Origin of the sequence: Sphaerisporangium sp. NPDC005288, assembly GCF_040607475.1 — a bacterium.
Taxonomy (GTDB): domain Bacteria; phylum Actinomycetota; class Actinomycetes; order Streptosporangiales; family Streptosporangiaceae; genus Sphaerisporangium; species Sphaerisporangium rhizosphaerae.
Genome location: NZ_JBEXGT010000019.1, coordinates 91,274 through 117,592, shown reverse-complemented (window position 1 = coordinate 117,592; position 26,319 = coordinate 91,274). Strand labels below are relative to the sequence as shown.

The window sequence follows — 26,319 nt, the reverse complement described above, 5'->3', positions numbered from 1 at the left end:
TCGCCCCGAGACCACCCCGAAGGAGACCGACTCCATGCGTTGCCCGAAGTGCAGCGGTACCATGCGGACCTACGACCGCAACGGCGTCCACATCGAGCAGTGTGAGAACTGCCGCGGCATCTTCCTCGACTACGGCGAGCTCGAGACCCTGTCGCGGGTCGAGGGCCAGTGGGCCCAGCAGCAGTACGCCGCCCCGCCGCCCCCGCACGGCGGTCCGGCCTGGGGCGCGCCGCACCACGGCCGCCACGGCCACCACCAGCGCAGCTGGGTCGGCATGCTGTTCTCCAGCTGAGCCGCAGCCTCGGCCGTCGCCGCGAGCCGCCGTCACGCCCGTGACGGCGGCTCGCGCGTATAGCGATCGGACGAACGCACGACCGGACGGGACCCGCAGCCGGGCGGCCCTCGGCCATACGGGACCCGCGGTCAACGGGACCCGCGGTCAACGGGACCCGCGGTCAACGGGACCCGCGGTCAACGGGACCCGGCGGTCGAACGCAGGGGCGGTCCAACGGACGCGCGGTCCAACGCAGGGGCGGTCAGGCCGCCGGAGTCATCAGGTGGAGGGGCGGAAGACGAGCAGGGTGCGGGGCCGTTTGCTAAGCACCACGGGCCCGGGCGCGGTGAAGGTCTCCCCGTCGCGGGCCAGCCTGATCTCCCCGCGCGGGTCCCCCGGGGCGGCGACCCGCAGGGTGTCGGCCCGCCACTGGGTGTAGTGCCGCGACAGGCCCGCCCCGCCGCCGATCGTGCTCAGCATGGCCCGCAGGCGCGGCAGGCGCCCGGCGGCGGTCAGCATGCGGATGTCCAGCACGCCGTCCTCCAGCCGGTTCCTTCGCGTCGGCGCCACCCCGCGCGACTCGTAGGCGCAGTTGCCGGCGAACAGCAGCCACACCCTGCGCCTGACGCCGTCCACGACCAGCTCCAGCGGCCGGCGTTCGTGCATGAGCACGTCGGCCATGGCCAGCACCAGCGCCGGCCACTTGCCGATCTTGTTCTCCCATTCCTCCCTGCGGTCGACGACGAACGGGTAGATGCCGATGCTCGCGGTGTTGAGGAACACCCGTCCGGCGATCTCGCCGACGTCCACCGCCACCACCTGGCCCGACCGGTAGGCCGCGGCGGCCTCCTCGATGGTCTCGATGCCCAGGGTGCGGGCGAAGTGGTCGAACGTGCCGGCCGGCACCGGGAGCAGCGGGACGCCGTGCTCCATCGCGGCCTGGGCTCCGCAGTTCATCGTGCCGTCCCCACCGGCGACGGCCAGCACCCGGGCCCGCTTGGCGGCGTCCTTCAGCCGTTCCATCAGGTCCTCGCCGGGCTCGGTCTCGACGACCTCCGCCCGTGGCAGGGCCTTGCGTACGGCGGCGGCGGTGCACGGGTCGCGCCCGGCCCCGTTGTTCACCACGGCGACGACCCCCTCTCCCTCGGGGTCGAGGTCGTGCAGCGGCGCGGTGGTGGCGCCGCGGGCCTCGCCGATGACCGTCTGGCCGGGCCACAGGCGCTTGGTGACCAGCGCCGCGGTCACGCCGAGCGCCGTCCCGGCGAGCACGTCCCCCGGGTAGTGGGCGCCGGTGTAGACGCGGGAGAAGCAGACGGCGCCCGCCGCGACCGCGACCGGCACCGCCACCCTGGCCGGCGCCTCCAGCGCCACGGCGGTGGCGAAGGCCGCCGCGGAGGCGGAGTGGCCGGAGGGGAAGGAGTGCGAGGAGGGGATCTTGCCGAGGCGGGCCAGCGGGAAGTCCACGATGGAGGGCCGGGCCCGGGCGAACGCCTGCTTGCCGAGCAGGTTGACGACGGGGCTGGCCAGGCTGATCGCCAGCAGCCCTCGCGTCGCGGCGCGGCGCATGCGCCTGCGGCCGGTCAGCGCCAGGCCGCCCGCGACGGCGGCCCACAGCAGGGAGTTGTCCGCGGCGCGCGACAGGCGCGGCAGGACGTGATCGAAGCCGGGCAGGTGCGCGTCGGCGACCGATCTGAACAGACGCCGGTCGAGGGCGCCGAGCCGCTTCCTGATGCCCGTACCGCTGGAGCTGGCGTTCCACATGCCTTCGTTAGTGCCCACACATGCCCAGCTCAGTCCCCCGTCCACCGGTCGCCCGCCGCTCGGCGGCGCCGAACCCGCCGTCCCCCCGCCCGGCCGCCCCGGCGCCGGAAAAGACCCGCCCAGGGCCGGGGAAGACAACACCCCGGCGAGGGCGAGTCCTCAGCTCACCAGCGACCACCAACATGTATCCGGTGGACAGCCCCGAGGGCCGGGAGGGCATCGTGGTCGGCGGAGCCGGGGGCGGGGCGTCAGCGGCCGGAGAGTTTGCGCGGCTCGGGGTCGGGGTCTCGGGGGCCGGGGGCGCTCAGAGTGCGCGTGCCGAGTGCGGCGCGCAGGACCTCCTCGACGTCGAGCTCCAGCACACGGGTGCGCTCGCCGACGGCGGCCTCCCGGGGATGGACGCCCGCCTCGCCGAACGCCGCGCGGAAGAACCGCTCCTCGCCGAGCAGGCGGCACAAGGTGACCACCCTGCTGTACAGCGGCGGCGGCTCCTGCGGACCGGCCGGCGCGCGGCCTTCCCGGGGCGACCGTGGCCCGGCCGGTCGCGGATCACGCGGATCACTGCTCAATGCCCGCGCACCTCCCGTTCACTCGGTGTGTCGCCATGGTGACACCTCCGGCCCGATCGGCACGCCGGATGGCTCCCCAGGGAAGAGAAATCTTCTACCGAGAGTGATCGCCGTACCGTTGGTAGTAACGACGGCGGGGGCGCGGCGGACCTTTGCCCGGCGGCGACGCCGGGACCGCTGCCCGCCGGCGCCTCGCGGACGACCGCGGCAAGGGCGGGTCAGGCGGAGTGGTCGAAGGCCGACAGGATGCGGTCGGCGGCCAGTGAGGGGGTGAGGGTGCCCTCCAGGACCTCGCGTTCGACCTCCGCGGTGACGGCGGCCACGGCGGGGTCCTCGGTGAGGCGGGAGAGCAGGCGGTCGCGCACGAGCGTCCAGGTCCAGCCGACCTGCTGGCGGCGGCGCTTGGCGGCGAGCTCCCCGGATGCCTCCAGCCGGTCCTGGTGGGCGACGATGTGCCGCCAGAGCTCGCCCAGACCCGTGCCTTCCAGGGCGCTGCAGGTGAGCACCGGGGTCTGCCAGGTGCCGCCGCCGCCGCGCAGCAGCCGCAGGGCGCCGGACAGCTCGCGGGCGGCCTTGCGGGCGTCCATCTCGTGCGGGCCGTCGGCCTTGTTGACGGCGATGACGTCGGCCAGCTCCAGAACCCCCTTCTTGATGCCCTGGAGCTGGTCGCCGGTGCGGGCGAGGGTGAGCAGCAGGAAGGTGTCCACCATCTCGGCGACGGCCGTCTCGGACTGGCCGACGCCGACGGTCTCGACCAGCACCACGTCGAACCCGGCGGCCTCGACGACGACCATGGCCTCCCGGGTGGCTCTGGTGACCCCGCCGAGGGTGCCGGAGGTCGGCGAGGGCCGGATGTAGGCGTTCGGGTCGGCCGACAGCCGCGCCATGCGGGTCTTGTCGCCCAGGATGCTGCCGCCGGTGCGGGTGGAGGAGGGGTCCACGGCGAGCACGGCGACGCGGTGCCCCTCGCCGGTGAGGTGGACGCCGAGCGCGTCGATGAAGGTGGACTTGCCCACGCCGGGCACGCCGGTCACCCCGACGCGCCTGGCCTTGCCGGCCGGCGGCGTCAGCTCGACGAGCAGCCGCTGGGCCAGCGCCCGGTGGTCGGCCCGGGTGGACTCCACCAGCGTGATGGCGCGGGCGATCCACCCGACGGCGCCCGCGCGGACGCCCTGGACGTAGTCCTCCAGGGACGGCACCGCCCGGCCGCCCTCAGGTGGCATGCCCGAGCCGGCCGGACAGCTCGCGCAGCAGGTCCACGGCGGCGTCGGCGATGACCGTGCCCGGCGGGAAGATCGCGCTCGTCCCGGCCTCGCGCAACGCCGGGAAGTCGTCCGGGGGGATCACCCCGCCCACGACGATCATGATGTCGTCGCGGCCCAGGTCGGCCAGGCGCTCGCGCAGCTCGGGCACCAGCGCCAGGTGGCCGGCCGCCAGCGAGGAGACGCCGACGACGTGCACGTCCGCCTCGACGGCCTGGCGGGCCACCTCGGCCGGGGTCTGGAACAGCGGGCCCACGTCGACGTCGAAGCCCAGGTCGGCGAAGGCGGTGGCGATGACCTTCTGGCCGCGGTCGTGCCCGTCCTGGCCGATCTTGGCGACGAGGATGCGCGGCCGGCGGCCCTCCTCGCGCTCGAACGCGGCGCAGGCCGCACGGGCCTTCTCGATGCCGGCGGCGTCGCCCGCCTCCTCGCGGTACACCCCTGAGATGGTACGGACCTGCCCGGCGTGCCGCCCGAAGACCTTCTCCAGGGCGTCGGAGATCTCCCCCACCGTGGCCTTGGCGCGCGCGGCCTCGACGGCCAGGGCGAGCAGGTTGCCGTCGGCCGCGGCGCCCCGGGTGAGGGCGTCCAGGGCGTCGCGGCAGGCCCGCTCGTCGCGCTCCTCGCGCAGGCGGCGCAGCTTGTCGACCTGCTGGGCGCGCACGGCGCTGTTGTCGACCTTCAGCACCTCGATGTCCTCGTCGGTGCCGGTGCGGTACTTGTTGACGCCGATCACCGGCTGGCGCCCCGCGTCGATGCGCGCCTGGGTGCGGGCGGCGGCCTCCTCGATGCGCAGCTTGGGCAGGCCGGCGTCGATGGCCTTGGCCATGCCGCCGGCCCGCTCGACCTCCTGGATGTGGCCCCAGGCGGCGCGGGCGAGATCGTGGGTGAGCCGCTCGACGTACGCGCTTCCGCCCCACGGGTCGATCACCCGGCAGGTGCCCGACTCCTGCTGCAGGAGCAGCTGGGTGTTGCGCGCGATGCGTGCGGAGAAGTCGGTGGGCAGCGCCAGCGCCTCGTCCAGGGCGTTGGTGTGCAGCGACTGGGTGTGGCCCTGGGTGGCGGCCATGGCCTCCACGCAGGTGCGCACGACGTTGTTGAAGACGTCCTGGGCGGTCAGCGACCAGCCGGAGGTCTGCGAGTGGGTGCGCAGCGACAGCGACTTGGGGTCGCGCGCGCCGAAGTCCTTGACCAAGGTGGCCCACAGCAGCCGGGCGGCGCGCAGCTTGGCGACCTCCATGAAGAAGTTCATGCCGATGCACCAGAAGAACGACAGGCGCGGCGCGAAGGCGTCGATGTCCAGCCCGGCGCCGACGCCGGCCCGGAGGTACTCCACCCCGTCGGCCAGGGTGTAGGCCAGCTCCAGGTCGCAGGTGGCCCCGGCCTCCTGGATGTGGTAGCCGGAGATCGAGATGGAGTTGAACTTCGGCATCCGCCGGGAGGTGTAGGCGAAGATGTCGGAGATGATCCGCATCGACGGACCCGGCGGGTAGATGTAGGTGTTGCGGACCATGAACTCTTTGAGGATGTCGTTCTGGATGGTCCCGGCGAGCTGCTCGGGGGCCACGCCCTGCTCCTCGGCCGCGACGATGTACAGCGCCAGCACCGGCAGCACCGCGCCGTTCATGGTCATGGACACGCTCATGCGGTCGAGCGGGATGCCGTCGAACAGCTGCCGCATGTCGTAGATCGAGTCGATGGCCACGCCGGCCATGCCGACGTCGCCGGCCACTCGCGGGTGGTCGGAGTCGTAGCCGCGGTGGGTGGCCAGGTCGAAGGCGACCGACAGGCCCTTCTGCCCGGCGGCCAGGTTGCGCCGGTAGAAGGCGTTGGACTGCTCGGCCGTGGAGAACCCGGCGTACTGCCTGATCGTCCACGGCTGGTTGACGTACATGGTCGGGTAGGGGCCGCGCAGGTACGGCGCCATGCCGGGGTAGGTGGACAGGAAGTCCAGGCCGGCGAGATCGTCGGCGGTGTAGAGCGGCTTGACGCCGATGCCCTCGGGGGTGTCCCACACCAGGTCCGCGGGGTCTTTGCCGATCTGGTCGCGCACGGCCTCGGCCCAGCGCGCGACCTCGCCGCGCGGGTCCGCCGATGATCGCTCGCCGGGCGCTCCGGCCGGCGTCAGCGGCGTCTGCGTGAAGTCGGGAATCACGGGGCGACCCCCAGGTCGTCGAAGGTGGTGCGGAGCACGTCGAGCACGTCGCAGCCGGCGTGCAGGACGGCGTCCACTCCCTCATAGTGGCCCTTCCCCGCCAGCCACACCTTCCTCGCCCCCGCCCCGGCCAGTGCGGCGGCGACCGCCTCGGCGTGCTCGGCGTACAGCCGGTCACTGGAGCACAGGCAGGCGACGGCGGAGCCGCTGCGGGCGAACTCCCCGGCGATCGCCGCCGGGTCGGTGCTCGCGCCGCCGGTGAGGGTGGCGATGCCGCCGGAGCGGAACAGGTTGGCGGCGAAGGAGGCCCGCGCGGTGTGCGCGGCCACCGGGCCGATGGTGGCGAGGAACACCAGCGGCCGCTCGCCGGCGCGGTCGGCGCGGTCGCGCAGCGCCTCGAACTCCTGCGCGTAGTGGACGCGGGGCAGGCCGCCGCCGGCCGGCTCGGGCGCGGGCTCGCGCACCGGGCGCCGCTCGTCCAGGTGGGGGAACTCGCTGACGCCGGTGATCGGCCGCACGCGGCGGGCGACATCACGGGAGCGGCGGGCCCAGGTGGCGGCCAGACGCTCGGGGATCAGCCGTCCGAGCGCCGCCTCGGCGCCTCCGGCGCGCTCGATCTCCTGGAACCACTCCCACGCCTTGCCCGCCAGGTCGGCGGTGAGCCGCTCGGCGTACCAGGAGCCGCCGGCCGGGTCGGCGACGCGGGCGACGCCGGCCTCCTCGACCAGCAGCGACTGGGTGTTGCGCGCGATGCGCCGGGCGAAGGCGTCGGGCAGGCCGAGGCGGGCGTCGAAGGGCTGGACGGTGACGGCGTCCGCGCCGCCGACGCCGGCGGCGAAGCAGGCGAGGGTCGTGCGCAGCATGTTCACCCACGGGTCGCGTGCGGTCATCATCGCCGAGGAGGTGACCGCGTGCTGGAGCTGCCCGCCCAGGGCGGGCGCGCCGCACACCTCGGCGACGCGGGCCCAGAGCATGCGCGCGGCGCGGAACTTGGCGATGGTGAGGAACTGGTCGGCGGTGGCGGCGTACCGGAACTCGAGCTGCCCGAGCGCCTCCTCCAGCGTCAGGCCGCCGTCGGTGAGGGCGCGCAGGTAGGCGACGCCGGTGGCCAGGGAGCAGCCGAGCTCCTCGGCGTCGGAGCCGCCCGCGTCGTGGTAGGGCGTGGCGTCAACGGTGATCGCGCGCAGCGAGGGGACGTCCTTGGCCCGCCGGGCGAGGGCGACGGCCTCGGGCAGCGGCGCCGGCGTGCCCGTGCGGGCCCGCAGGCCGATCGGGTCGGCGCCGAGGTTGCCGCCCGCCGGGGCGGTGCCGCGCTGGTCGGCCAGGCGCAGGTAGACCTCGGCGGCCTCCGTGGTGGCGGCGCCGGCGGAAAGGACGACGGGGGCGAGGTCGAGGTAGACCCCGTCCAGCATCCGGGGCAGCGCGGAGGGGGGCGGGCCGCCCTCGCCGAGGACCAGCCACAGCGAGGTGACGCCGTTCTCCAGGTCGGCGAGCACGGCCTCGCGGGTGACCGCGGGGTCGGGGTGGGCGTGGCGCTGGCGCACGTCCCAGCCGGACAGCGCGCCGCCGAGAGGGCGGGCGCCCCGGACGTAGGGGGCGAACCCCGGCAGGCCGGGATCGCCGGGCAGGTCGGAGGCGTCGTACAGCGGTCTGAGCGTCACCCCGTCGTAGGTCGTGTGCGCCAGCGCCTCCTCAGGGGAGTCGACCTCCGCGCCGGACCTGCGCAGCACTCCGACGGCCGCGCGCCGCCACTCCTCCCGGGTGCCGGGCGCGAAGCCCGCCCCCGGGCGGAACTCCTCATGCTCCACCGTCATGACATGGATCGTAATGGGCCCCCGTCATGACGGGAATCGGCGGTGGCGGGCCGCCGTGACACCGCCGGGACCCGCGCCACCGGGCGGGCTCAGGTGATGGGGGCCTCGAAGGAGGCGTTCCAGGTCTGCCTGCCGACGATGCCGTCGGCGTCGAGCTTCTGCTGCTTCTGGAAGTCCAGGCAGACCTCCCGGGAGGCCGGGCCGTAGGCGCCGTCGGCGTCGATGGTGAAGCCGCGCTTGTCCATCTGGGCCTGCCAGGTGCGCACGTCGTCGCCGTGCATGACCGGCGGGTACTTCAGCAGCCTGCCGGGCCACTGCGGGTGCTGCTCCGGGGGGTTCTGCGGGCCGGGTCCGCCGGCGCCGCCGGGGCGCGGGGCGCCCTTGCGCACCCACGCGTACAGCGGCTCGCCGGGGCAGTCGGTGGAGTAGCCGTCGCGGTGCCCCTTGATCTCGGTGCCGGCCTTGCCCTGCTTGCGCAGGTATTCGATGGCGTCGACGATGCCCTCGAGCATGGCGTCCGGCGGCTGGACCAGGCCGCTGTCGCCCACCAGGCCGAGGACGGCGTAGTGGTCGCTGTTCAGGCCGGCGCCGTTGGCGGCGGGCAGGTGGTGGGGGCCGCGTCCGACGAAGACCTTGCGGTGGGGGCAGGCCACCATCGAGTATCCGATGTCGAGCCAGCCGTTGCCGTCCATGTGGAAGTTCTGGATGGACTTCACCATGGCGACGCATTTGGCGTGGTCGTTCACGATCGCGGGGTCGACCCGGCCGCCGGTGTAGTGCACCTTGACGCCACGATTCTCGGTCACCGTCGAATAGGAGCCGCGCGGGGCACGGGCGCCCCAGGCTTCGCGCGACACGAGGTCGATTGCCACAGAGTTCTCTCCTGGTGGTGCGACGTGTATGCGGACTCAGGGCCACTGTCCACCGGAAGACACGTCAAACTGTCTCCGAAGGGTTCCCAGCGCATCGAATCCGCATGGACACCCTAGCTACCGACACAACACCACATGGGGTGATTTACCAATCACGCATCGGGAGTGGGCGGTTTCGGACAGGCGTACGGGAAAATCCGTGGACTCGCCCCATGGGCGGCCGGAATCATGAATATATGTCCGTTGTGGAGGAGGTCCGTTTCCCCGCCGCCGAAGCCCTGCCGATGAAGGTATGGCTCGACGACGGCGACTCGCCGGTCGATGTCATCGACGCGCTCGCGCTGTCCCCGTTCGCCACGGGGAACCAGCCGTGGGCGCGCACCGCCAACCTGGAGAGGGTGCGCCCCGACGCCCCGCTCATGCCCGCACGCGCCCGGCTCACCCGCTCCGCCAAGGAGGACGACGGCCGCGACTCGCGGCTGGCGTGCGGCGACGGCTGGACGCTGCGCGTCGTGCGGTTCCGCAACCGCACCGCCGTGCTCACCGTCACCGCCGTCAGCGACGAGCTGGCGCGCTCTGTGCTGGAGGAGTCCACCAGGGACGCCGTCGAGCCGCTGCCGCAGGACACCGACCACGTGGAGATGGGGTTCTGGTGGACGGGCGCCCACGGCCCGCGCCGCACGCAGCGGCCGATCAGCGCGCCGCGCTGGCCGTCGATCAAGGAGAACTACACCCGCGGGGCGGGCGAGTCGCTGGAGCGCCTGATGGCGGTCACCCCCACGGAGATCAACGGCCGGCTCATCCTCCTGCACGGGCCGCCCGGCACCGGCAAGACGACGGCCCTGCGCGCGCTGGCCAGGCAGTGGTCCGGCTGGTGCCAGGTGGACTGCGTGCTGGACCCCGAGCGGCTGTTCGCCGAGCCCGGCTACCTGATGGAGGTCGCCGTCGGGTACGACACCGACGACGACGACCACCGCTGGCGGCTGCTGGTGCTGGAGGACTGCGACGAGCTGATCCGCGCGGAGGCCAAGGAGGCCACCGGCCAGGGCCTGTCGCGACTGCTCAACCTGACCGACGGCCTGCTCGGCCAGGGCAGGGACGTGCTGGTGGCCGTGACCACCAACGAGGACCTGGCCCGGCTGCACCCGGCGGTCGTGCGCCCCGGGCGGCGCCTGTCGCAGGTGGAGGCCGGCCGCATGTCGGCCGAGGAGGCCGCCGCCTGGCTCGGCGCCGCGGACGGCGTGCCGCGCTCGGGGGCGACGCTGGCCGAGCTGTACGCCCTGCGCTCCGGCCGCGCGCCCGCCGCGCCGGCGGCGGAGTCCACCGGCCTGTACCTGTGACCCTTCTGGGCGGGCGCCTCAGGCGCCCGCCCAGAAGGGCCCGACGAGGCCGAGTTCCTGGAACAGCGCTCGCGCCTCGTCGGGCGTGCGCCGGCGGTACTCCCTGGTGAGCCGGCCGGCGTACCAGCGGGTGGCCAGCAGCCACAGCGTGCGCATGTCGAGGATCGCGCCGCGCGGGCGGCGGTTCTGGCGCAGCCACCGCCCGACGTGCTCCTCCGAGCAGAACAGCGCCTGGTGCGCGCAGGTGTAGACCACGTCGTCCCACATGCGCGGGATGGGGACCAGGAAGTGGGCGACGAGGTCGACGGCCGGGTGCTCGTCGGGGCACACGTCCACGGCCAGGGCTCTGCCGCAGCCGGGGCAGTGCGTCGCCACCAGGCACTCGCGGCCGACCAGCGCGGGGATGGCGAAGGAGTCCCAGGCGCAGCCGCCCCACCACTTCACCCGGTCGTCGGTGACGACGAAGCCGAGGGACACGGCCGACCACGGGTGGGCCATGAGGATGCCGCGCCGGTCGGCGTCCAGGACGATCAGGTGGCCGTCGTGCAGCGCCCCGAGCGCCTCCAGCGCCACGGGCACCTCCACCCCGAACTCCCCCGCGACGTCCTGCGGGCGCGGCGGCTCCCCCCGCTCGGCGAACCACCGGTAGACGAACATCCGCACGTCGGCAAGATCGCGCATGGAACCGACCTACCCGCTCCGACCGGCCCCGATGCCACCCGGCCGCCCTAAAGGCCACCCGACCACAGCGCGGCGGCCCGCTCGTAGGCGTCGTGGACGTCGTCACCGAACCCCGGCGAGTAGATCCGGTCGAACCGCCGGTCGCCGTCGGCGTCGGCGTATCCGGCGACGACGCCCGCCACGTACCCGAGATGTTTCCCTTTGTCGTACCGGATGAGCAGGGGTCCGCCGTCGGCGCCGGGAGTGAACGGACAGGACAGCACATCTCCCCGCGGGGTCCCGCCGGAGGAGGAGGCGGCCCGGATGGTGCCGGCACACCACTTGGGCGTCACGCCCGTGTAGCCGCGGTCGCCGTCGGGATGCGCCCCTGCCGGGTACCCGAAGGCGTACGCCGAACCGTCGCCGTCGAGGTTCCAGGCCAGCCCTTGCCCGCCCACGGTGTCCCCGAGCCGTTCGCCGTTCGTGCCGTTGTACACGACCACGAAGGCGACGTCGTGCGCCTGGTCCCTCGAACGCAGGAAACGCGTGTCCACCGAGGCCGCCCTGCCGACGTAGAGGCCGTAGGGCTTCCTGCCCTCGTAGAAGCCCGGGACGAATGCCCAGCCCTCGCGCGCGCGCCCGGTCGCCGGGTCGTAGACGCAGTGGGCGGCCATGACGACCACGTTGTGGTACTTGGATTGCACCGAGGTGGCGGAACACCAGTGCCGCTCGCCCCCCACCCGGAAGAAGACCTTGCCGAGGGTTTTCGGGAACCGCACCTCGCCCGCCTTGTCGCGTAGCGGCGGCGCCACCTCCAGGCCCGTCTTATAGGGGCGCACGCTCGGCGCGTAGGCGAAGTACGTGGCGGCCCTGAGCGCCGGGTCGGTCCACTCGGCCACCACGTCACGCCCCGCCTGCGTGGTGGCCGCCAGCGCGAGGGTCCCCTTGGGCAGGTCGGAGGCGGAGGTGTGGGAGGGCGAACCGCCCGGGGAGGGGGTGGAGGAGGGGTGGCCGGCCGAGGTCGTGGCGTTCGGGCCGGGAGTCCCGGGGAGCACGGTGGACAGCATTCCGGGCAGCACCGTCCACGCGGCCACCGCGACCGCGGCGAGGGCACCCCCGGACGCCAGCAGCACCGGCACGCGTCGCCCTGGGCGGCCCCGTCTCGTCCCGGCGAGGAGCGCCGCCACGCCGAATCCGCGCCGGGCCGTGACGCGCCGGCCGGTGTCCCCGGCTCGGCCGCCGTGCACGGGTGTGCGCGTCTCCGAGTTCCGGCCGGACTCGCCAGATGTCCCGCCCTCCCCGGGCGGTTTCCGCCCGGACTCAGGCTCTCCTGGCCTCCAGGGCGCCCGCGAGGGGCCGTCGTCCCTTCGCGCGTGAGGCCTCGGGCTGCGGGCGACGTGGAGGGTGCCCTCGATGTCGCCGCGCATCTTGGGCGTCTGCTGCGGGAAGCCCGCGCGGACCCGGTCGTAGACGTAGTCGTACAGCTCCCCGACGTCCACGTAGCCGTCGCCGTCCCGGTCGGCCTCGCCGCTGCGCAGCCCGTGGATGAGCGCCTCGGAGAAGACCGACGAGGCGCCGCCGGCCAGGCGCGTGACGCCTGCCGGCCTGTTGCCGTCGTCCACCTCGAAGGCGTACTCCAGCTCGGAGGTGGCCGTGAGCACGACCCGCCCCCGCCCGGACAGGCGCTCGACCACGTCCACCGGGGCCGCGCCGCGGTGCCGCGTGCCGAAGGGGAACGCGCCGGAGTAACAGCAGTCCAGCGCGACGACGATGCGGCGCGAGCGCGACCGGTGCATCTGGGCGCGTGAGGGACCCGTCGCCCTTGGCCCCGGCGGGCGCCCGCCCGGCCGGAAAGGCCACGTCGTCCACGGGAAGCTCCAGCAGGTGCGCCCGCAGGCGCGAGGCGGCCTCGTACACCTCCTGATCGTCCGCCCCCGCCATCAGCAGGTCCACCAAAATGGCATGCAAAATCGAACTCCCTATCACATGCCCCCGAATCACATCAAACCGACTGAAAGTAATGACGGCGCCAAAGAGTCAAATAAACAGATAAACCGTCCCCTTTGCCTCCCCTGTCGCGCCGCGACACCGTAATGGACGGCCGAGAACGGAGGGAGGTTGCCAAGCGGCGCCCACCACCGGGCGGCTGGGCTCGCGGCGAGGTGTCAGATACGTAAACCATCCGATGCGCCGCACTGCGGGCGAAACCACAATCGACAGCGTGGTCAAGCCGTCCGCCGACACGCTTCCCGTGGCCTTCCACCGATGGACCGACGTGGTCCCCTCGGAGAGCGGCGTCACGTCCTACCTCGACCCCTTCGGCGGTTCGGCCACCGCGTGGCCCTACCGCCGCTGGACCTCCGAGGAGCGCGAGATCGGCTTCCCGGCGACCGAGCTGGTGCCCTCGTGGACGGCCGCCGCGCCGCCGGGCTCCTGGCTGCGCGTCGAGCTGCGGGCGCGCACCGTCACCGGCGGCCTGACCAAGTGGTACGACATGGGGCGCTGGGCCGAGGGCGGCGGCGACATCCACCGCACCTCGCTGCCCGGCCAGGGCGACGAGGACGGCGACGTCGCCGTGGACACCTTCGTCGCCCGGCGGCCCGTCTCGAGCTACCGGCTGCGCCTCACGCTGCACGGCCCCGGGGCGGCGGTGCGCTCGGTCGGGGTGATGGCCTCGGCGCTGCCCACGCGCGCCGGCGTCCCGCCCAGCGTGCCCGGCCCCGCGGCCGGCGTCGAGCTGAGCGTGCCGCCGCGCTCGCAGCGCCTGCACGCCGGCCACTACCCCGAGTGGGGCGGCGGCGGCGAGGCGTGGTGCAGCCCGGCCTCGACGACGATGGTGCTGCAATACTGGGGACGCGGGCCCAGCGCCGACGACCTGCTGTTCGTCGATCCCGGCGACCCGTGTCCCGCCGTGGACCACGCGGCGCGCGACATGTACGACCACAGCTACCAGGGCACCGGCAACTGGCCGTTCGGCGTCGCCTACGCCGGGCGGTACGGGCTCGCGGGGTTCGTCACCCGCCTGCGCTCGCTCACCGAGGTCGAACGCCTCGTCGCGGCCGGCATCCCGGTGATCACCTCCCAGTCGTTCAAGGAGCACGAGCTGCCGGGGTCGGGCTACTCCACGCGCGGCCACCTGATGGTCGTCACCGGGTTCACCGCCGATGGTGACGTCATCGCCAACGACCCGGCCGGCGCCTCCGACGACACGGTCAAGAGAACCTATCCGCGGGCCGCGTTCGAGAACGTGTGGTTACGGACCACGAGCAGCGGGGGAATCGTCCATGTCGTCCACCCGCACGACATCCCGCTCCCATCCTCGGAGGGCAACTGGTGATCCGGTCTCCCATCACTGCCGTTGACGTCGCACGCGTGGACGCCCGCCCGTTCTGGGTGGAGATCGTGCCCACCGCCGGCGGTGAGGAGGTCTGGTGGGACGAGCCGCGCCCGGCCGAGGGCGGGCGGCGCTGCGTCGTCCGGCGCGGCCCGGACGGCGAGATCCACGACGTCCTGCCGCCGGGCTGGAACGCCCGCAACCGGGTGATCGAGTACGGCGGCCGCTCCTGGCGTCCACTGCCCGGCGGCGGCCTGGTCTTCACCAACTGGCAGGACCAGCGGCTGTACCTCCTGCGGCCCGGCGCCGGCCCCGTGCCGCTCACCCCTCCCGGCCCGTCGCGCTACGCCGACCTTGTCGTGCACGGCGAGGAGGTGTGGTGCGTGCGCGAGACCGAGGACGAGCGCGACCTGGTCGCCGTCCCGCTGGAGGGCGGGCCCGCGCGCGTGGTGGTCAAGGCGCAGCACTTCATCTTCAACCCGCGGGTCTCCCCCGGCGGCGGCCAGATCGCCTGGATCGGCTACGACCACCCCGCCATGCCCTGGGACGGCACCTCGCTGTGCGTGGCCCCGCTGCGGGAGGACGGCACCGCCGGGCCCCACCGCGTGGTGGCCGGCGGGCCCGAGGAGGCGGTGGCGCAGGCCGAGTGGCGCGACGACGGCGCCCTGTACGCCGTGACCGACCCGACCGGCTGGTGGAACCTCCACCTGGTCACGCTGGACGGCACCCCGCCGCGCAACCTCACCCCGCGGCCGGAGGAGTTCGGCGACGCGGCCTGGAAGCTCGGCTACCAGTGGTTCACCCTGGCCGGCGACCGCGTCGTGACCGTGCACGGCACCGCCGACGGCAAGCGGCTGGGCGTGCTGGACCCGGCCACCGGCGAGATCGCCGACGTGGGCGGCGCCTACACCTACTGGGCGCCGGCGCTGTCTGCCTCCCCCGGCGGCGACGCCGTCGTCGCGGTCGGCGGGTCCCCGCTCAGGCCGTTCGAGGTGGTCCGCGTCGAGCTGTCCACCGGGGCCCACGAGGTGCTGTCGCGTGCCAAGGAGCTGCCCGACCCGGCGGTGCTGCCGGTGCCGCGCGCGATGGAGTTCGACGGCGTGCACGCCCATGTGTACCCGCCGGCCGGCGCCGTGGAGGGCGTCGCCTCGCCGTACGTGATGTTCGTCCACGGCGGCCCCACCGGGTCCAGCCCGATGGTGTTCGACCTGGAGATCGCCTACTTCACCAGCAGGGGTATCGGCGTCGCCGAGGTCAACTACGGCGGCTCCACCGGGTACGGCCGGGCCTACCGCGAGCGGCTGCGTCACAACTGGGGCATCGTGGACGTGCGCGACAGCGAGAGCGTCGCCCGCGGCCTGATCGCCGCCGGGCTGGCCGATGCCGGGCGGGTGGCGATCAGGGGTGGCAGCGCGGGCGGGTGGACGTCGGTGGCCGCGCTGGTGCACAGCGACGTCTTCCGCGGCGCGGTGGCCCACTACGCGATCACCGATCCCGAGGGCTGGGCGCGGGAGACCCACGACTTCGAGTCGCGCTACCTCGACGGGCTCATCGGCCCGCTGCCCGAGACCCGGCAGCGCTACCTCGACCGCTCCCCCACCCTGCACGCCGCCCGCGCCTCCGGGCCCGCCCTGCTCATGCACGGCCTGGAGGACGCCATCGTCGACCCCGGCCAGGCCGAGCGCTTCATCGCCGCGCTGGACGAGCACGGCGGGCAGTGGGCGTATCTCACCTTCCCGGGGGAACAGCACGGCTGGCGGCGGGAGGAGACGATCGTCGCGGCGCTGGAGGCCGAGCTGGCGTTCTACGGGCTCATCTTCGGCTTCCCCACCGACGAGGTGCCGCCGCTGGCACTGAAAGGAAGAACGTGAGCGAGGCCAGGACGACCGGAGCGCACAGGGCACGGGCGAACGGGGCGGGGCCGACCGGCCCGGGCGCGGACGGCGCGACCGGCGTCGCGGGCATCTGCTCCGATCTGCTCAGGATCGACACCACCAACGACGGCACGCCCGGCGGCTCGGGCGAGCGCCAGGCCGCCGAGTACGTGGCCGGGCTGCTGTCGGAGGCCGGCGTGGAGCCGACGGTGTTCGAGTCCGCGCCCCGGCGCACCAGCGTGGTGGCGCGCATCCCCGGCGACAGCCCCGACGCGCTGCTCATCCACGGGCATCTGGACGTCGTCCCTGCCGACCCGGCCGAGTGGCGCACGCACCCGTTCTCCGGCGAGATCGCCGACGGGTGCGTCAACGGGCGCGGCGCGGTCGACATGAAGGGCTCGCTGTCGATGACGCTGGCGCTGGTGCGCGAGTGGGCCCGGCGCGGCGCGCGGCCGAAGCGTGACATCGTGCTGGCGTTCCTGGCCGACGAGGAGGCCACCGGCGAGTACGGCGCCGGGTACGCCGTCACCCGGCACCGCGACCTGTTCGAGGGCTGCACCGAGGCCATCAGCGAGTCCGGCGGCTTCAGCGTGACCGGCCCCCACGGAGGGCGGGTCTACCCGGTCGCGGTCGGCGAACGCGGCACGGCGTGGATGAAGGTCACCGCGCACGGCGTGGCCGGACACGGCTCCAAGCCGCCGGTGGACAACCCGGTGGCCGAGCTGTGCCGGGCGCTCGCCCGCCTGGCCGACCACCGGTGGCCGGTGCGCCTCACCCCGGCCGTCGCCACGCTGATCAGCGACCTGGGCAAGGCGCTCGGGACGAGCATCGACCTCGACCGGCTGGACGAGGAGGCCGAGCGGCTCGGCCGGGCCGGCACCCTGTTCAAGGGCGTGATCCGCAACTCGGCGAACCCCACCATGCTGGAGGCCGGCTACAAGGTCAACGTGATCCCCGGCACGGCCGAGGCGCACGTGGACGGCAGGTTCCTGCCCGGGTTCCGCGAGGAGTTCCTGGAGACCGTCGACCGGCTGCTCGGGCCCAAGGTCACCCGGGAGTTCGTCAGCTTCGGCGACGGAGTCGCCTCGCCCACCGAGGGGCTGTTCGACGAACTGTGCGGGGCGCTGCTGGCCGAGGACCCCAAGGGGCGGCCGGTGCCGTACGTCATGACCGGGGGCACCGACGCCAAGTCCTTCGCCACGATCGGCATCCGCGGGTACGGCTTCGCGCCGCTGATGCTGGACCCGGGGCTGGACTACTTCGGCATGTTCCACGGCGTGGACGAGCGGGTGCCGGTCGCCGGACTGGAGTTCGGCGTGCGCGTGCTGGACCGCCTGCTCACCTCTCCCGCCGCCTGAGCCGTCCTGCTCGAAATGGACTAATCCCGACATTACGGGGGAATACTCCAAGCGAGATTTCCCGTAATGTCGGACATGTAGAACAAGGCGCGTTCTGTGCACGACGTGCCCTCGGAAAACAGGCCGAACCTCTCGCACACTCGCGCCGGAAACGCCCTCCGCCCCTTCTCTCAGGCGGATCGGGCGGCGTGAGACCTCCATCCCTTCCACCGCCGCACCCTTCGGCATGCGCGCATGCACCGGCGCTCACCGGGACACGTGGCGGTCCTCACCGTTGATCGGACGACGCGCGGATACGTTTGCTGCAGATCCACATCGGACGGGAGCACACGATGGGCCTTCATCGACATGGGCGGGCGTCGCTCCGCCTGGCTCTTGCGGCCGCCCTCGGCTTCGCCTCGACCGGCGCCGCCTCCCCCGCCACCACCTCATCCTCCGGCCCCGCCTCGCCCTCCGGCGCCGTGGCGGCCGCCTCGGGCCCGGTCCAGGCCCCGGCGCCGGCGGCGGCCGTGCCCTTCCACACCGCGGACCTCGCCGCCTTCGCGCGCATCCGGCGCGCCCAGGAGGACGCCTGGGCGCGCGGCGACGGCAGGGCGTACGCCGCGCCCTACGCCCCCGACGCCGACCTGATCAACATCCTCGGCGAGAACCTGCACGGCCGCCAGGGCATCGCGGTGGCCCTCCAGCGCTACTTCCAGGGGGCGCTGCGCCACACGCGCGTGCTCGTCAACCAGGAGCGGGTGCGGTTCGTGTCACCGGCCATGGCCGTCATCATCCGCCAGGGCTGCGTGCTCTACGGCGCCGAGAAGGCCTGCCGTCCCGACACCCTGTCGATCAACACCAGCGTCGCGGTCAAGCAGGCCGGCCGATGGCAGATCACCTCCTTCCAGAACACCCTGGTCAGCCCGGCCGCGCGAGAGCGGTTCCCGGCCAAGCCGCCTCCCTCCGGCTGACGGCGCGCCACCGGGCGGGCGTCCCTCCCCCCGCCCCGGACGGACGCGCGCCGCCGCCACGCGGCGGCCCGAGCGAACAGGACAATCCTCGGGACCGGTGGATCGACGCGCACGGACCGCGCACGTACGCGCACCGACGCGCGGCGGCCGAGCAGAAGAACCAGGCGGCACCGGACAGAGAACCAGGCGGCACCGGACAGGAGGACAGCAGGTGTGAGGGCCTACCCCCGCAGGTGGGCGCCGGTGGCCGCCGCCGCCGCGCTGGCAGCCGGCGTCCCGGCGGCGGCCGTTCCCGCGGGCGGCGGCCCGGCGGCGGCGGACGACGTCGTCTTCCCCACCTCCGAGATGACCGGCCTGTCCGCGGTGAGCGGCGTGGTCACCCGCGACGGCGCCGCCCTGCCCGGGGCCGACGTGCTGGCCGTCGCCTACCCGGCCGGCGACGCGCTGGACGTGCCCGAGGGCCGCGCCGTCGGCACGCTGGTCGCCGGGGCGGCGAGCACCGACCGCCTGGGGCGCTTCTCGGTCAACATCGACCCCGCCGCGCTGCCCGCTCCGTACGCCGGCGAACGGGGGCAGCTCAACCTGGAGGTGGCCATCTCGGACGGCGCCCGCGAGGTGCGCTGGATGACCACCGCGGTCCGCTCCTCGCACGCCCGCCCCATCGGCGGGACGCCCGCGCGGTGCGGCGCCGCCGTGGGGCGGAGCTGCGATCCCGGCGACCCCGGCGACCCCGTCTACGTCGTCTCCGGCGCCGGCGGGTCGGAACGGCTGGTGGTGGTCGTCCCCACGGCGGAGGGGCGCCCGGTGGTGCCCGTCTGGTCCACCGCCTCCAGCGAGGCGGCCGGGGTGTCGGTCCCCCGGCAGCTCCGCGTCGACCTGGGCGCCGATCCGACGGCCGCCGACGCCAACGACGACCCGGCCGCCTGGGTGTCCGCGCCCGCCGGGGAGGAGGTCACCCCCGAGGGCGAGGCCGGCGGCCGGACGCCTCCCGGCACGCCGTCCCCTCCCCCGTCACGGCCGTCCTCCGCACCGCCAGAACCTACCTCCACACCGTCAGGACCGACCCCCGCCCCCTCGCGGCCGGCCTCCACCCCGTCACGACCGACCCCCGCCCCCTCGCGGCCGGCCTCCACCCCCTCACGGCCGCTCTCCGCCCCGTCCCCGCCGCCGCCGGCCCCGTCGCGGCCGTTCGGCGCGGCGGCGGCCCGGGAGATCGGCCGCGCGCTCGTCACGCCCCGCGCGCCCGCCTTCCCCGCCATCGCCGCCGCCCTGAAGGACGGCGCGGTCACCGCCGCGCAGATCTCCGCCGGGCGGCTGGCCGCGGCGCGCAGGTCGCCCGGTCCGTGCATCCCGCGCGTGGTGAAGCGCCACGACGGGCGCGAGGAGACCTACATGGGGGTCTACGCCTGGTCGGGGGCGCTGGCGACGGTGACCCAGGCGAACGGCGCCGACCACACGCTGAGCACGGGCGCGGCGCGGGCCGGGGGCCGGTGGTCCTCCAACGGCTCGCTCACGCTGACGGTGCGGGCCGGCGACAGCCACACCGCCTCGCGGGTCGCCGACGCGTGGGCCATCGGCACCGTCAACTACGGCGTCCTCGCCAACGGCTGCGACGGCCGGCGGAACCTGGTGCCGCTGAGCCTCGGAGACCCGATCAAACGTTTCGCCCGCGCTTATCATCCGTCGCTGAAAGCGCAGTGCATAACCCTTTATGGGCATTCTTCGGTTTGGGACAAGGACCAGGCGAGAAACGTCGTCATCGGCGGCGGCGTCAGCGTGGCGGGTTTCACCGCTTCGGCGCAGAGCGGATACGATGTCCGCTCGAAACTGTCGTTCCGGCCGACGAAACTCACCCGCCTCTGCGGGAACAGGGGCGCAGGCGTCCGGCTTTCCTCCATCGTCGAGGCGCACAAGGGCTGAACACCATTCCGAGAACACCGCCGGCGACCCGTGGCAGGGGCTCGCCCCGATGGTCCTCCACCGTGGCGCGGTGCCTGGTGCTGCTGTCCGTGGCGGCCTGCGCGGGGCCGGGCGCCGCGCGGAACCCGCAGGCGGTCCGGCTGATCGCGCCGCCCGGTGACGGCGGCCGGCAGTCCCTGACGCTGCGGCGCACCGTCCAGGGCATGCCCTACCTGTTCGGGAGCTTCGCCGTCTGCCTGGACCGCGCCGGCGCGGTCGAGGTCACCGGGGTCCGCTTCGAGAATTCGCGCGGGGGCCTGGCCGTCCAGGAATTCGCGCTCCGGCCGTTCTACCGCGGGTTCGGCGAGGACGGCGTCGGCTGGGGCGAACCCGTCGGCCTTCGGCAACGCGGCGTCTCCACCGCCTCCCGCACGGTCACCCAGGTCTGCCTGCCTGAGGACTACTCAAGGGTGGAGTTCAGCGAGGTCGTGCTGCAGATCTCCCGCCCCACCGCGACCAGCGCGTGGAGCCCCGGCTTCGTCATCACCTACGACAGCGGGGGCGCCGAGGGCACTTTCCGGATCCCGTTCGGCATCACCCTGTGCGCGCCGTCCGACCGGACCCTGCCCAACTGCCGGCCCGACGCCTGACCGAGCGCCACCCCGCGCTCGCGTGCGCACGAGGCGGGCGCCCGATCCGGCGCCATCCGGCGAGATCGGCTCTGCGAGCGTGGACGGGGCTCCGGCCCGGCGGGCGTGGACGGGCGCCGGCCCCGCCGCACGCGGCCGGCGCCCGTCCCGGAGCGGTCGCGCTCATCCTCCGGGCTTGAGGACCGAGTCGATGATGTAGACCGTGGCGTTGCGGGTCTGGATCGGCCCGCAGGTCACCTTGGCGTTGTTGACCTTGTAGGTGTCATCGGACTTGCCGACGGTGAGCTTGCCGCCCTCCAGCGACGTGAGCGGGCCGTTCTCCAGGTCGGCCGGGGTCTTGCGCCCCTGGACGACGTGGAAGGTGAGCAGCCGGGTCAGCTGCTGCCGGTTGCCGATGATCCGATTGAGCTGGTCCTGCGGCACCTTGTTGAACGCGGAGTTGGTCGGGGCGAAGACCGTGATGTCCTTGGCCGAGTTGAGCGTGTCCACCGCGCCCGCCTTCTTCGCGGCGTCGGCCAGCGTGGACAGGTCCGGGATGTGCGACACGGCGGTCGCCAGCGGCTCGCCGGCCAGCTGCGCCGGGCTGCCTGGGCCCGAGGTGGGCAGGGACGCGCAGCCCGGCCCCGAGGGCGAGGCGGCCGGAGCGGTCGGCGAGGGCGACCCCTCGCTCGGCGACCCGGAGGGCGACTCCGAGGGGATCGGCGACCCGGGAGACCCCGACGGCGAGCCCGGTGGCGTCGAGAAGGTCGAGGTGGGAGAGACCGGCGAGGGCACCGGCGTCCGCACCGCTCCCGGCGCCAGCGTGCCGGCTCCCGCGTCCCGTCCGCTCGTGGTGGCGCCGGCTCCGGCTACGGAGGCGGCCGTGAACGACAGTGCCGTTGCGAGCGGAAGGACGAGTAGACGAGTGTTCATGGGTTTCCCCTTTTTGCGCTCTCGTGACGGGCGGTCACCGGGCAGTGGCCACCCTGCGAAGGACGGGCCACCGGGCAGTGGCCACGGCTTCGCTGCCTGGACGGCGGCATGGGAGATCGGCAGAACGGAACGGTGTCGGGGCCGTGGCCGCGGCGGGCGCCCGGCCGGTGGTCTCACCGGCCGGTGATCGGGGCGGCGCGGGTTCGGCCGGCCTGATCGTGAGCCGGCGATCGTCACCGGCTCGCCACGGGCGGGGGTCGCCGGCCCTTCACACCGGCGACGCGACGGTCGGGCGCCGCTCCCGGCCCGCGCCTTCACGGGCCTCGTCCCTCGACGGCCCGCCGGCCGCGTCCGTCGCGGCCCCGGGTGTGTCAGCGGGCGCCCCGTCCCTCGCGCAATCCCCGCGGCGACGGCTTGTATGAGAGGGCCGCACGCGCGTGCCCCCGCTCAGTCAACTGCGCCTTGCGCGCGATCGTTTCGGCAGGCCCCGCGCATCAGCGTCCCTCTCATTATCACCGAGCGCCTTCCCCTCCACCCAAGCCGGCGACCTTGAACCGACAAAAGCTCCGCCATGTCGCCCGCCGCCCGCCCGCGCATCACCGGCCACCGGCGTCGTCCGGCGTACCGCCGGTCCCACCGCTCCCATTCGCGGGAGGGCCGGAGCGGGCCGACGACCTTCCGGCGGTTGACCCGGCCGGTCCCCGGCGGCGTGCCGCGCCCGAGCCGGCACGCTGCGGGGAACCTCGCCGGCGTCGCCATCTGGTTCCGCCCGTTTCGCAGGTTCATGGAGGACGATCTCCTCCTCGGAACCTCCACCGCCGCCGGGCGGTAGTGAGGGCATGACGACACCTTCGATGTTCATCGCGGCCCTGGTGGTGGTCCTGACGGCGGGGGCCTGCGCCGATGGCGGCGCCGGGCGGGCCGCGCCCGCGGACGGGGCCTGCCAGGACCGCGCCGCCGGCTCATCGGCCGGGACGCGGGCGCCGGTCCCGTCGTGGGCGAGCGTCAACGCCCCGGGCGGGCTGCCCGTCAGGATGGGCGTGCGGGGCGACGCGCTCGGCTACCTGTTCGCCGATCCGCTGCGGGCCGGGCGGCCCACCGACCCGGCCAACAAGATCCTCTGGTACGTCCGGCAGCCCCGCGACGGCCACCCGCTGGAGATCACCGCCCGTCCGAAGGGCGCCCGGGCCCCGGTCGTCCGGGTCAGCGTGCCTGCCGACTCCGGGCCCGGGGAGATCTACCCGTCCATCGTGGAGGTCCCGTCGGCGGGCTGCTGGGCCCTGGACCTCTCCTGGGGCTCCAACCACGACTCCCTTGAACTGACCTACCTCTGAAGCGGCCTCCGCCTTGTGAGATGACCCGCGCCCTCCGGAGCGGGCTCCGCGCGCACCCCGGCCGCCACGGACGGCCGGAGCCCGGTCCCGCCGGCGGCGGGCGGGGAAACTAACGTCGGAGGCATGACGACGCGGCCGCGAGACGGGGTCCGCCGGGTGGTCACGGGATGGCGGCGGATGGCCGCCTCCACACCGGCGGGGCGTGACCGGCATGTCGACCTGATCCGCGCCGTCGCGATCGCGGCCGTGGTCACCGGGCACTGGCTGGTCGTGTACGTGACCTGGGGCCCCTCGGGGCCGACGGGCCGCAGCATCCTGGAGCTGGTGCCGTGGACGCACCCGCTGACCTGGATCTTCCAGGTCATGCCGCTGTTCTTCCTGGTCGGCGGGTTCGCGAACGCGGCGTCGCTGACCTCCCACCTCGCGCGCGGCGGGAACGGCACCGGCTGGACGCTGGACCGGGCCGCCCGGCTCGTCCAACCGACGACGGTCCTGCTGTGCGGGCTGGCGGCCGGGGCCTTCGTGGCCCGGTCCCTCGGCGCCCCGCCGGCGACGGTCGGCACGGCGGTGTGGCTGGCGTCGATCCCGCTGTGGTTCCTGGTGGCCTACATCGCCGTGGTGTTCCTGACCCCGTTCATGTACGGGTTGCACCGGCGGGCGGGGCTGGCGGTGCCCATCGTCCTGGCCGCCATGGTCGGCGCGGACGACGTGGCGCGGCTGGGCTTCGGCGTGCCGTATGTCGGGACGGCGAACTACCTGCTGGCATGGCTGGCGGTGCACCAGCTCGGCTTCGCCGTGCAGGACGGGCGGCTGCCGTCGCGGTGGCGCGTGACGCTGCCGCTTGCCGCCGCAGGGCTGGCCGTCCTGGTACTGCTCACCGTGGCCGGCCCCTACCCGGTCAGCATGGTGGGGGTCACCGGGGAGCGCACGCAGAACACCGCTCCGCCGACGCTGGCACTGCTCGCCCTCGCGGTTGCGCAGACCGGCGTCGCGTTGTCGCTGCGCGGCCTCGGCAACCGGTGGCTGCGGCGTCCGGGCCCATGGACGGTCGTCGTCGCCGTCAACTCGGTGATCATGACGCTGTTCCTGTGGCACATGACCGCCGTCGTGTTCGGCGTCGCGCTGCTGTACGGCACGGGCGTGCTGCCCTCCGCCGCGCCCGGCTCGGCCTTCTGGCTGCTCCTGCGGATCCCGTGGGTCGCCTGCCTGGCGCTGATCCTCGCCGTCCTGGTCGTGGTGTTCGGACGCTTCGAACGCCGCGCGGACCGGCGGTCCCGCCCCGTCGAGCCGATCCCGGGAGTGTTGCCCGCCACGCTGACCGTCGCGGGGGCCGGCGCCGTGGTGGCCGGGCTGCTCGGCGTCGCGCTGGCCGGCCCCGGCCCCCATGGACCTGCGGGGCTGCCCGCGGGCGTCCTCGCCACCTACCTCGCAGGCGCCGCCCTCCTCGAACTCGTCCGGAGACATCGGCGCCCGGCATCCCGATGCACGACCGTCTCAAGATGATGACCATGGGCTGGATGGCCCAAGGCATTTGCTCCCCTCGGGCCGATTTACGGCCCCTTGGCCGAACTGGATCGAGTCCGAGTTCGCCGCCTGCGGCACTTCGCGCCGAGCGGTACCGACCACCATGATCTAGCACCTGGAGAAGGTGCGTTTCCCGTCTCCGTTGTCGTCCTTGAGGGTGCTGTGGAGGTTGTCGGCCGACATCCAGCCGTAGGTCGAGGTGCCCGCGACGCGAACCCACCACCATAGGTTGCCGTACGAGTTGGGGGTGAAGCACCAGTAGTAGACCGTCGTGTACCGGCTGAGATGCCTGACGTTGCCGCACGCGGCGTAGGGCGACACCTTGAGATTGGCGGCGATCTTCATGTAGCCGGACCCGTCGCCGTTGATTCCGTGGCCGGGTCTGGGGCAGGACGTCGCCGAGGCCTGGGCCGGCGCTGCCATTGCCGTTCCGGCCAGCAAACCCAGGCCGGCCACCAAGGCCGCCGCCCCGCGCCGGCCCTTTCGACGCCGGGCGGATCCGAACCTCTTCGCCCACATGCTGTCGGTATCCGTGCCGCCTGTCTGTCCCATCACGTTCTCCTTCCTGCCGTCATAGATCGAGACGTGGCACCCCTGGGTTCCTCCCGGGTAGGGCCGGGGGCGACGTGAGCGATCCAGAAGGTCGGTTCCGGCGACGGCCCGCGTACGGGCCGGTCGGCGCTGTTCTGCGGTCTCGGCCACCATCGCGCATCCGAGCGCCGGGAGGCGTCCACCGCAGGGTTGAAGAGCGCGGTAAACCTGCGCGGTACGACAGAAGATCGCGGATGCCGCTCGCGGACCCTGACGGCGCACCGGCTTACGAGCCCGGGCGCCGGTGGGCCGTCAGACGCCGGCCAGGTCCGCCAGGATCCGGACCGTCCGCATGACCCGGCTCGCGCCGTCCGGGACGCCGTGCTCGACCGCCCACAGCGCCGTCTCGACGCGCCGGGCCACCGCCCACGCCTGCAGGCGCCGCGTGTCCTCGCCGAGGGCCCCGGCGACCAGCGCGAACCGTTCGCCGGTCACCCGAGGCGCGTCGGAGTGCGCGAAGGGGTCGTCGATCTGCTCGACCAGCGGCCAGGGGTCGTAGCCGGGGTCGCCGATCATGGGCTTGGCGTCGATGGCCAGCCAGGGTCGGCGCCGGGCGGCCAGCACGTTGCCGGGGTTGAAGTCGCCGTGCAGGACGACCCGGCGGGCGGCGCTGCCGGGCAGCTCGCGCAGCAGCCGGACGCCGTGCGCCACCAGGCCGGGGTCGAACCCGGGGCGCAGCCGCTCCATGCGCTCCTCCACCAGATCGGCCCATTCGGCGGTGACGTCGCCGAGGCGCTCCAGCGCCGTCTCGGCGGGCGGGGGCACCGCCCACAGCTCGTTCAGCACTTCGGCGCCCAGCAGCAGACGCTCCTCGACTGCGAGGTGGCCGGCGTCGCCGAGCGGGTCGCCCGGCTCGCACCGCTCCAGGAGCAGCGCGTACCTGACGTGGTCGTGGCGGTGCACCCGCACGGCGCCGTGCCCGTCCCACCATCGCAGGGCCTCCGCCTCGCCTGCGGCCTCCCGGTGCGGCCAGCTGATCTTGAGGACCGCGGGGCCGCCGTCCGGCAGCCGGGCGGGAGCCGCCCACGAGCAGCTCCCGCCGTGGAACGGCGCGCCGAGCCGGAGCGACCACTCTTCGCGCAACCCGTTCACCAGCGACGGAAGCACCGCCAGCCACGAGCGCCCGTCATCGCTCCTGCCCATCGTCTCCATGATCGGCAGCGAGTGCGGGAAGAGGTCCACG

The 26,319-nt window shown here is 74.0% G+C and carries 21 protein-coding genes; 10 read left to right on the top strand and 11 right to left on the bottom strand.

The genetic code is table 11. The features are described 5' to 3' along the window. Positions 1-34 precede the first annotated feature (34 nt). A complete protein-coding gene (locus ABZU32_RS19540) occupies positions 35-292 on the top strand; it encodes a zf-TFIIB domain-containing protein (protein ID WP_354836285.1) in 258 nt (85 codons plus the stop codon). 261 nt (positions 293-553) lie between these two features. Here the strand turns inward: ABZU32_RS19540 and ABZU32_RS19535 are convergent, their stop codons facing one another. The 6 genes from ABZU32_RS19535 to ABZU32_RS19510 all read right to left on the bottom strand — a co-directional run bounded on the left by ABZU32_RS19535 (position 554) and on the right by ABZU32_RS19510 (position 8,707). After that, positions 554-2,053, bottom strand: a complete 1,500-nt coding sequence (locus tag ABZU32_RS19535; RefSeq protein WP_354923958.1) for a phosphatase PAP2 family protein — start codon at positions 2,051-2,053, stop codon at positions 554-556. A gap of 230 nt (positions 2,054-2,283) precedes the next feature. Continuing rightward, positions 2,284-2,604, bottom strand: coding sequence for a hypothetical protein (locus ABZU32_RS19530; protein WP_354923956.1), 321 nt, complete (start codon positions 2,602-2,604; stop codon positions 2,284-2,286). A gap of 218 nt (positions 2,605-2,822) precedes the next feature. Beyond that, the gene (meaB, locus tag ABZU32_RS19525; RefSeq protein ID WP_354923954.1) at positions 2,823-3,827 is read right to left on the bottom strand and encodes a methylmalonyl Co-A mutase-associated GTPase MeaB; all 1,005 of its coding nucleotides are present in this window, start codon (positions 3,825-3,827) and stop codon (positions 2,823-2,825) included. After that, complete coding sequence (scpA, locus tag ABZU32_RS19520) at positions 3,817-5,919, bottom strand: methylmalonyl-CoA mutase (RefSeq protein ID WP_354924039.1); 2,103 nt, start codon at positions 5,917-5,919, stop codon at positions 3,817-3,819. Before scpA ends, meaB begins: the two co-directional genes overlap by 11 nt. A 98-nt stretch (positions 5,920-6,017) precedes the next feature. After that, on the bottom strand, positions 6,018-7,835 hold the full coding sequence (locus ABZU32_RS19515; protein ID WP_354923952.1) for a methylmalonyl-CoA mutase family protein: 1,818 nt from the start codon (positions 7,833-7,835) through the stop codon (positions 6,018-6,020). 89 nt (positions 7,836-7,924) lie between these two features. After that, the gene (locus ABZU32_RS19510) at positions 7,925-8,707 is read right to left on the bottom strand and encodes an N-acetylmuramoyl-L-alanine amidase (RefSeq protein ID WP_354923950.1); all 783 of its coding nucleotides are present in this window, start codon (positions 8,705-8,707) and stop codon (positions 7,925-7,927) included. A gap of 236 nt (positions 8,708-8,943) precedes the next feature. On the opposite strand from ABZU32_RS19510, the gene ABZU32_RS19505 reads away from it, so the two are divergent. Beyond that, positions 8,944-10,047 (top strand): DUF5925 domain-containing protein, encoded by a 1,104-nt coding sequence (locus tag ABZU32_RS19505; RefSeq protein WP_354923948.1) that lies wholly within the window; start codon positions 8,944-8,946, stop codon positions 10,045-10,047. An 18-nt stretch (positions 10,048-10,065) separates the two neighbouring features. Here ABZU32_RS19505 and merB read toward each other — a convergent pair whose 3' ends face one another. Next, positions 10,066-10,728, bottom strand: coding sequence for an organomercurial lyase (gene merB / locus ABZU32_RS19500; protein WP_354923946.1), 663 nt, complete (start codon positions 10,726-10,728; stop codon positions 10,066-10,068). A gap of 47 nt (positions 10,729-10,775) precedes the next feature. Then, a complete protein-coding gene (locus tag ABZU32_RS19495) occupies positions 10,776-12,503 on the bottom strand; it encodes a hypothetical protein (protein WP_354923944.1) in 1,728 nt (575 codons plus the stop codon). Positions 12,504-12,928: 425 nt separating this feature from the next. Here ABZU32_RS19495 and ABZU32_RS19490 point away from each other — a divergent pair, with 425 nt between their 5' ends. From ABZU32_RS19490 to ABZU32_RS19465, 6 genes are all read left to right on the top strand, one after another. Beyond that, the gene (locus ABZU32_RS19490; RefSeq protein ID WP_354923942.1) at positions 12,929-14,044 is read left to right on the top strand and encodes a C39 family peptidase; all 1,116 of its coding nucleotides are present in this window, start codon (positions 12,929-12,931) and stop codon (positions 14,042-14,044) included. 35 nt (positions 14,045-14,079) lie between these two features. Then, positions 14,080-15,912: a prolyl oligopeptidase family serine peptidase gene (locus ABZU32_RS19485; protein WP_354923940.1), complete on the top strand. Its 1,833-nt coding sequence runs from the start codon at positions 14,080-14,082 to the stop codon at positions 15,910-15,912. Next, positions 15,909-17,273 carry a M20/M25/M40 family metallo-hydrolase gene (locus tag ABZU32_RS19480; RefSeq protein WP_354923939.1) on the top strand — a complete coding sequence of 455 codons (1,365 nt, stop codon included), beginning with the start codon at positions 15,909-15,911 and terminating at the stop codon, positions 17,271-17,273. Before ABZU32_RS19485 ends, ABZU32_RS19480 begins: the two co-directional genes overlap by 4 nt. 332 nt (positions 17,274-17,605) lie before the next feature. Continuing rightward, complete coding sequence (locus tag ABZU32_RS19475; RefSeq protein ID WP_354923937.1) at positions 17,606-18,226, top strand: SgcJ/EcaC family oxidoreductase; 621 nt, start codon at positions 17,606-17,608, stop codon at positions 18,224-18,226. A 213-nt stretch (positions 18,227-18,439) separates the two neighbouring features. Then, positions 18,440-20,146, top strand: a complete 1,707-nt coding sequence (locus ABZU32_RS19470; RefSeq protein WP_354923935.1) for a hypothetical protein — start codon at positions 18,440-18,442, stop codon at positions 20,144-20,146. Between the two features lie 62 nt (positions 20,147-20,208). Then, the gene (locus ABZU32_RS19465; protein WP_354923933.1) at positions 20,209-20,775 is read left to right on the top strand and encodes a hypothetical protein; all 567 of its coding nucleotides are present in this window, start codon (positions 20,209-20,211) and stop codon (positions 20,773-20,775) included. A gap of 162 nt (positions 20,776-20,937) precedes the next feature. Here ABZU32_RS19465 and ABZU32_RS19460 read toward each other — a convergent pair whose 3' ends face one another. Next, positions 20,938-21,687, bottom strand: a complete 750-nt coding sequence (locus ABZU32_RS19460; RefSeq protein ID WP_354923931.1) for a fasciclin domain-containing protein — start codon at positions 21,685-21,687, stop codon at positions 20,938-20,940. Positions 21,688-22,526: 839 nt separating this feature from the next. On the opposite strand from ABZU32_RS19460, the gene ABZU32_RS19455 reads away from it, so the two are divergent. Both ABZU32_RS19455 and ABZU32_RS19450 read left to right on the top strand, forming a co-directional pair. Further along, positions 22,527-23,021, top strand: coding sequence for a hypothetical protein (locus tag ABZU32_RS19455; protein WP_354923930.1), 495 nt, complete (start codon positions 22,527-22,529; stop codon positions 23,019-23,021). Positions 23,022-23,144: 123 nt separating this feature from the next. Then, entirely contained in the window at positions 23,145-24,524 is a 1,380-nt protein-coding gene (locus ABZU32_RS19450; protein WP_354923928.1) for an acyltransferase, read from the top strand. Between the two features lie 129 nt (positions 24,525-24,653). Here ABZU32_RS19450 and ABZU32_RS19445 read toward each other — a convergent pair whose 3' ends face one another. Together ABZU32_RS19445 and ABZU32_RS19440 are read right to left on the bottom strand one after the other, a co-directional pair. Next, positions 24,654-24,968, bottom strand: coding sequence for a hypothetical protein (locus tag ABZU32_RS19445; protein WP_354923926.1), 315 nt, complete (start codon positions 24,966-24,968; stop codon positions 24,654-24,656). Between the two features lie 420 nt (positions 24,969-25,388). Beyond that, positions 25,389-26,318 (bottom strand): aminoglycoside phosphotransferase family protein, encoded by a 930-nt coding sequence (locus ABZU32_RS19440; RefSeq protein ID WP_354923925.1) that lies wholly within the window; start codon positions 26,316-26,318, stop codon positions 25,389-25,391. Position 26,319 lies beyond the last annotated feature (1 nt).

Bases quoted from the DNA above. Each gene is read 5' to 3' on its own strand.
- ABZU32_RS19540 (WP_354836285.1), top strand. From the start codon at position 35: ATGCGTTGCCCGAAGTGCAGCGGTACCATGCGGACCTACGACCGCAAC.
- ABZU32_RS19495 (WP_354923944.1), bottom strand. From the start codon at position 12,503: ATGCACCGGTCGCGCTCGCGCCGCATCGTCGTCGCGCTGGACTGCTGT.
- ABZU32_RS19505 (WP_354923948.1), top strand. From the start codon at position 8,944: ATGTCCGTTGTGGAGGAGGTCCGTTTCCCCGCCGCCGAAGCCCTGCCG.
- ABZU32_RS19450 (WP_354923928.1), top strand. From the start codon at position 23,145: ATGACGACGCGGCCGCGAGACGGGGTCCGCCGGGTGGTCACGGGATGG.
- ABZU32_RS19455 (WP_354923930.1), top strand. From the start codon at position 22,527: ATGACGACACCTTCGATGTTCATCGCGGCCCTGGTGGTGGTCCTGACG.
- merB (WP_354923946.1), bottom strand. From the start codon at position 10,728: ATGCGCGATCTTGCCGACGTGCGGATGTTCGTCTACCGGTGGTTCGCC.
- meaB (WP_354923954.1), bottom strand. From the start codon at position 3,827: ATGCCACCTGAGGGCGGCCGGGCGGTGCCGTCCCTGGAGGACTACGTC.
- ABZU32_RS19475 (WP_354923937.1), top strand. From the start codon at position 17,606: ATGGGCCTTCATCGACATGGGCGGGCGTCGCTCCGCCTGGCTCTTGCG.
- ABZU32_RS19460 (WP_354923931.1), bottom strand. From the start codon at position 21,687: ATGAACACTCGTCTACTCGTCCTTCCGCTCGCAACGGCACTGTCGTTC.
- ABZU32_RS19515 (WP_354923952.1), bottom strand. From the start codon at position 7,835: ATGACGGTGGAGCATGAGGAGTTCCGCCCGGGGGCGGGCTTCGCGCCC.
- ABZU32_RS19445 (WP_354923926.1), bottom strand. From the start codon at position 24,968: ATGGCAGCGCCGGCCCAGGCCTCGGCGACGTCCTGCCCCAGACCCGGC.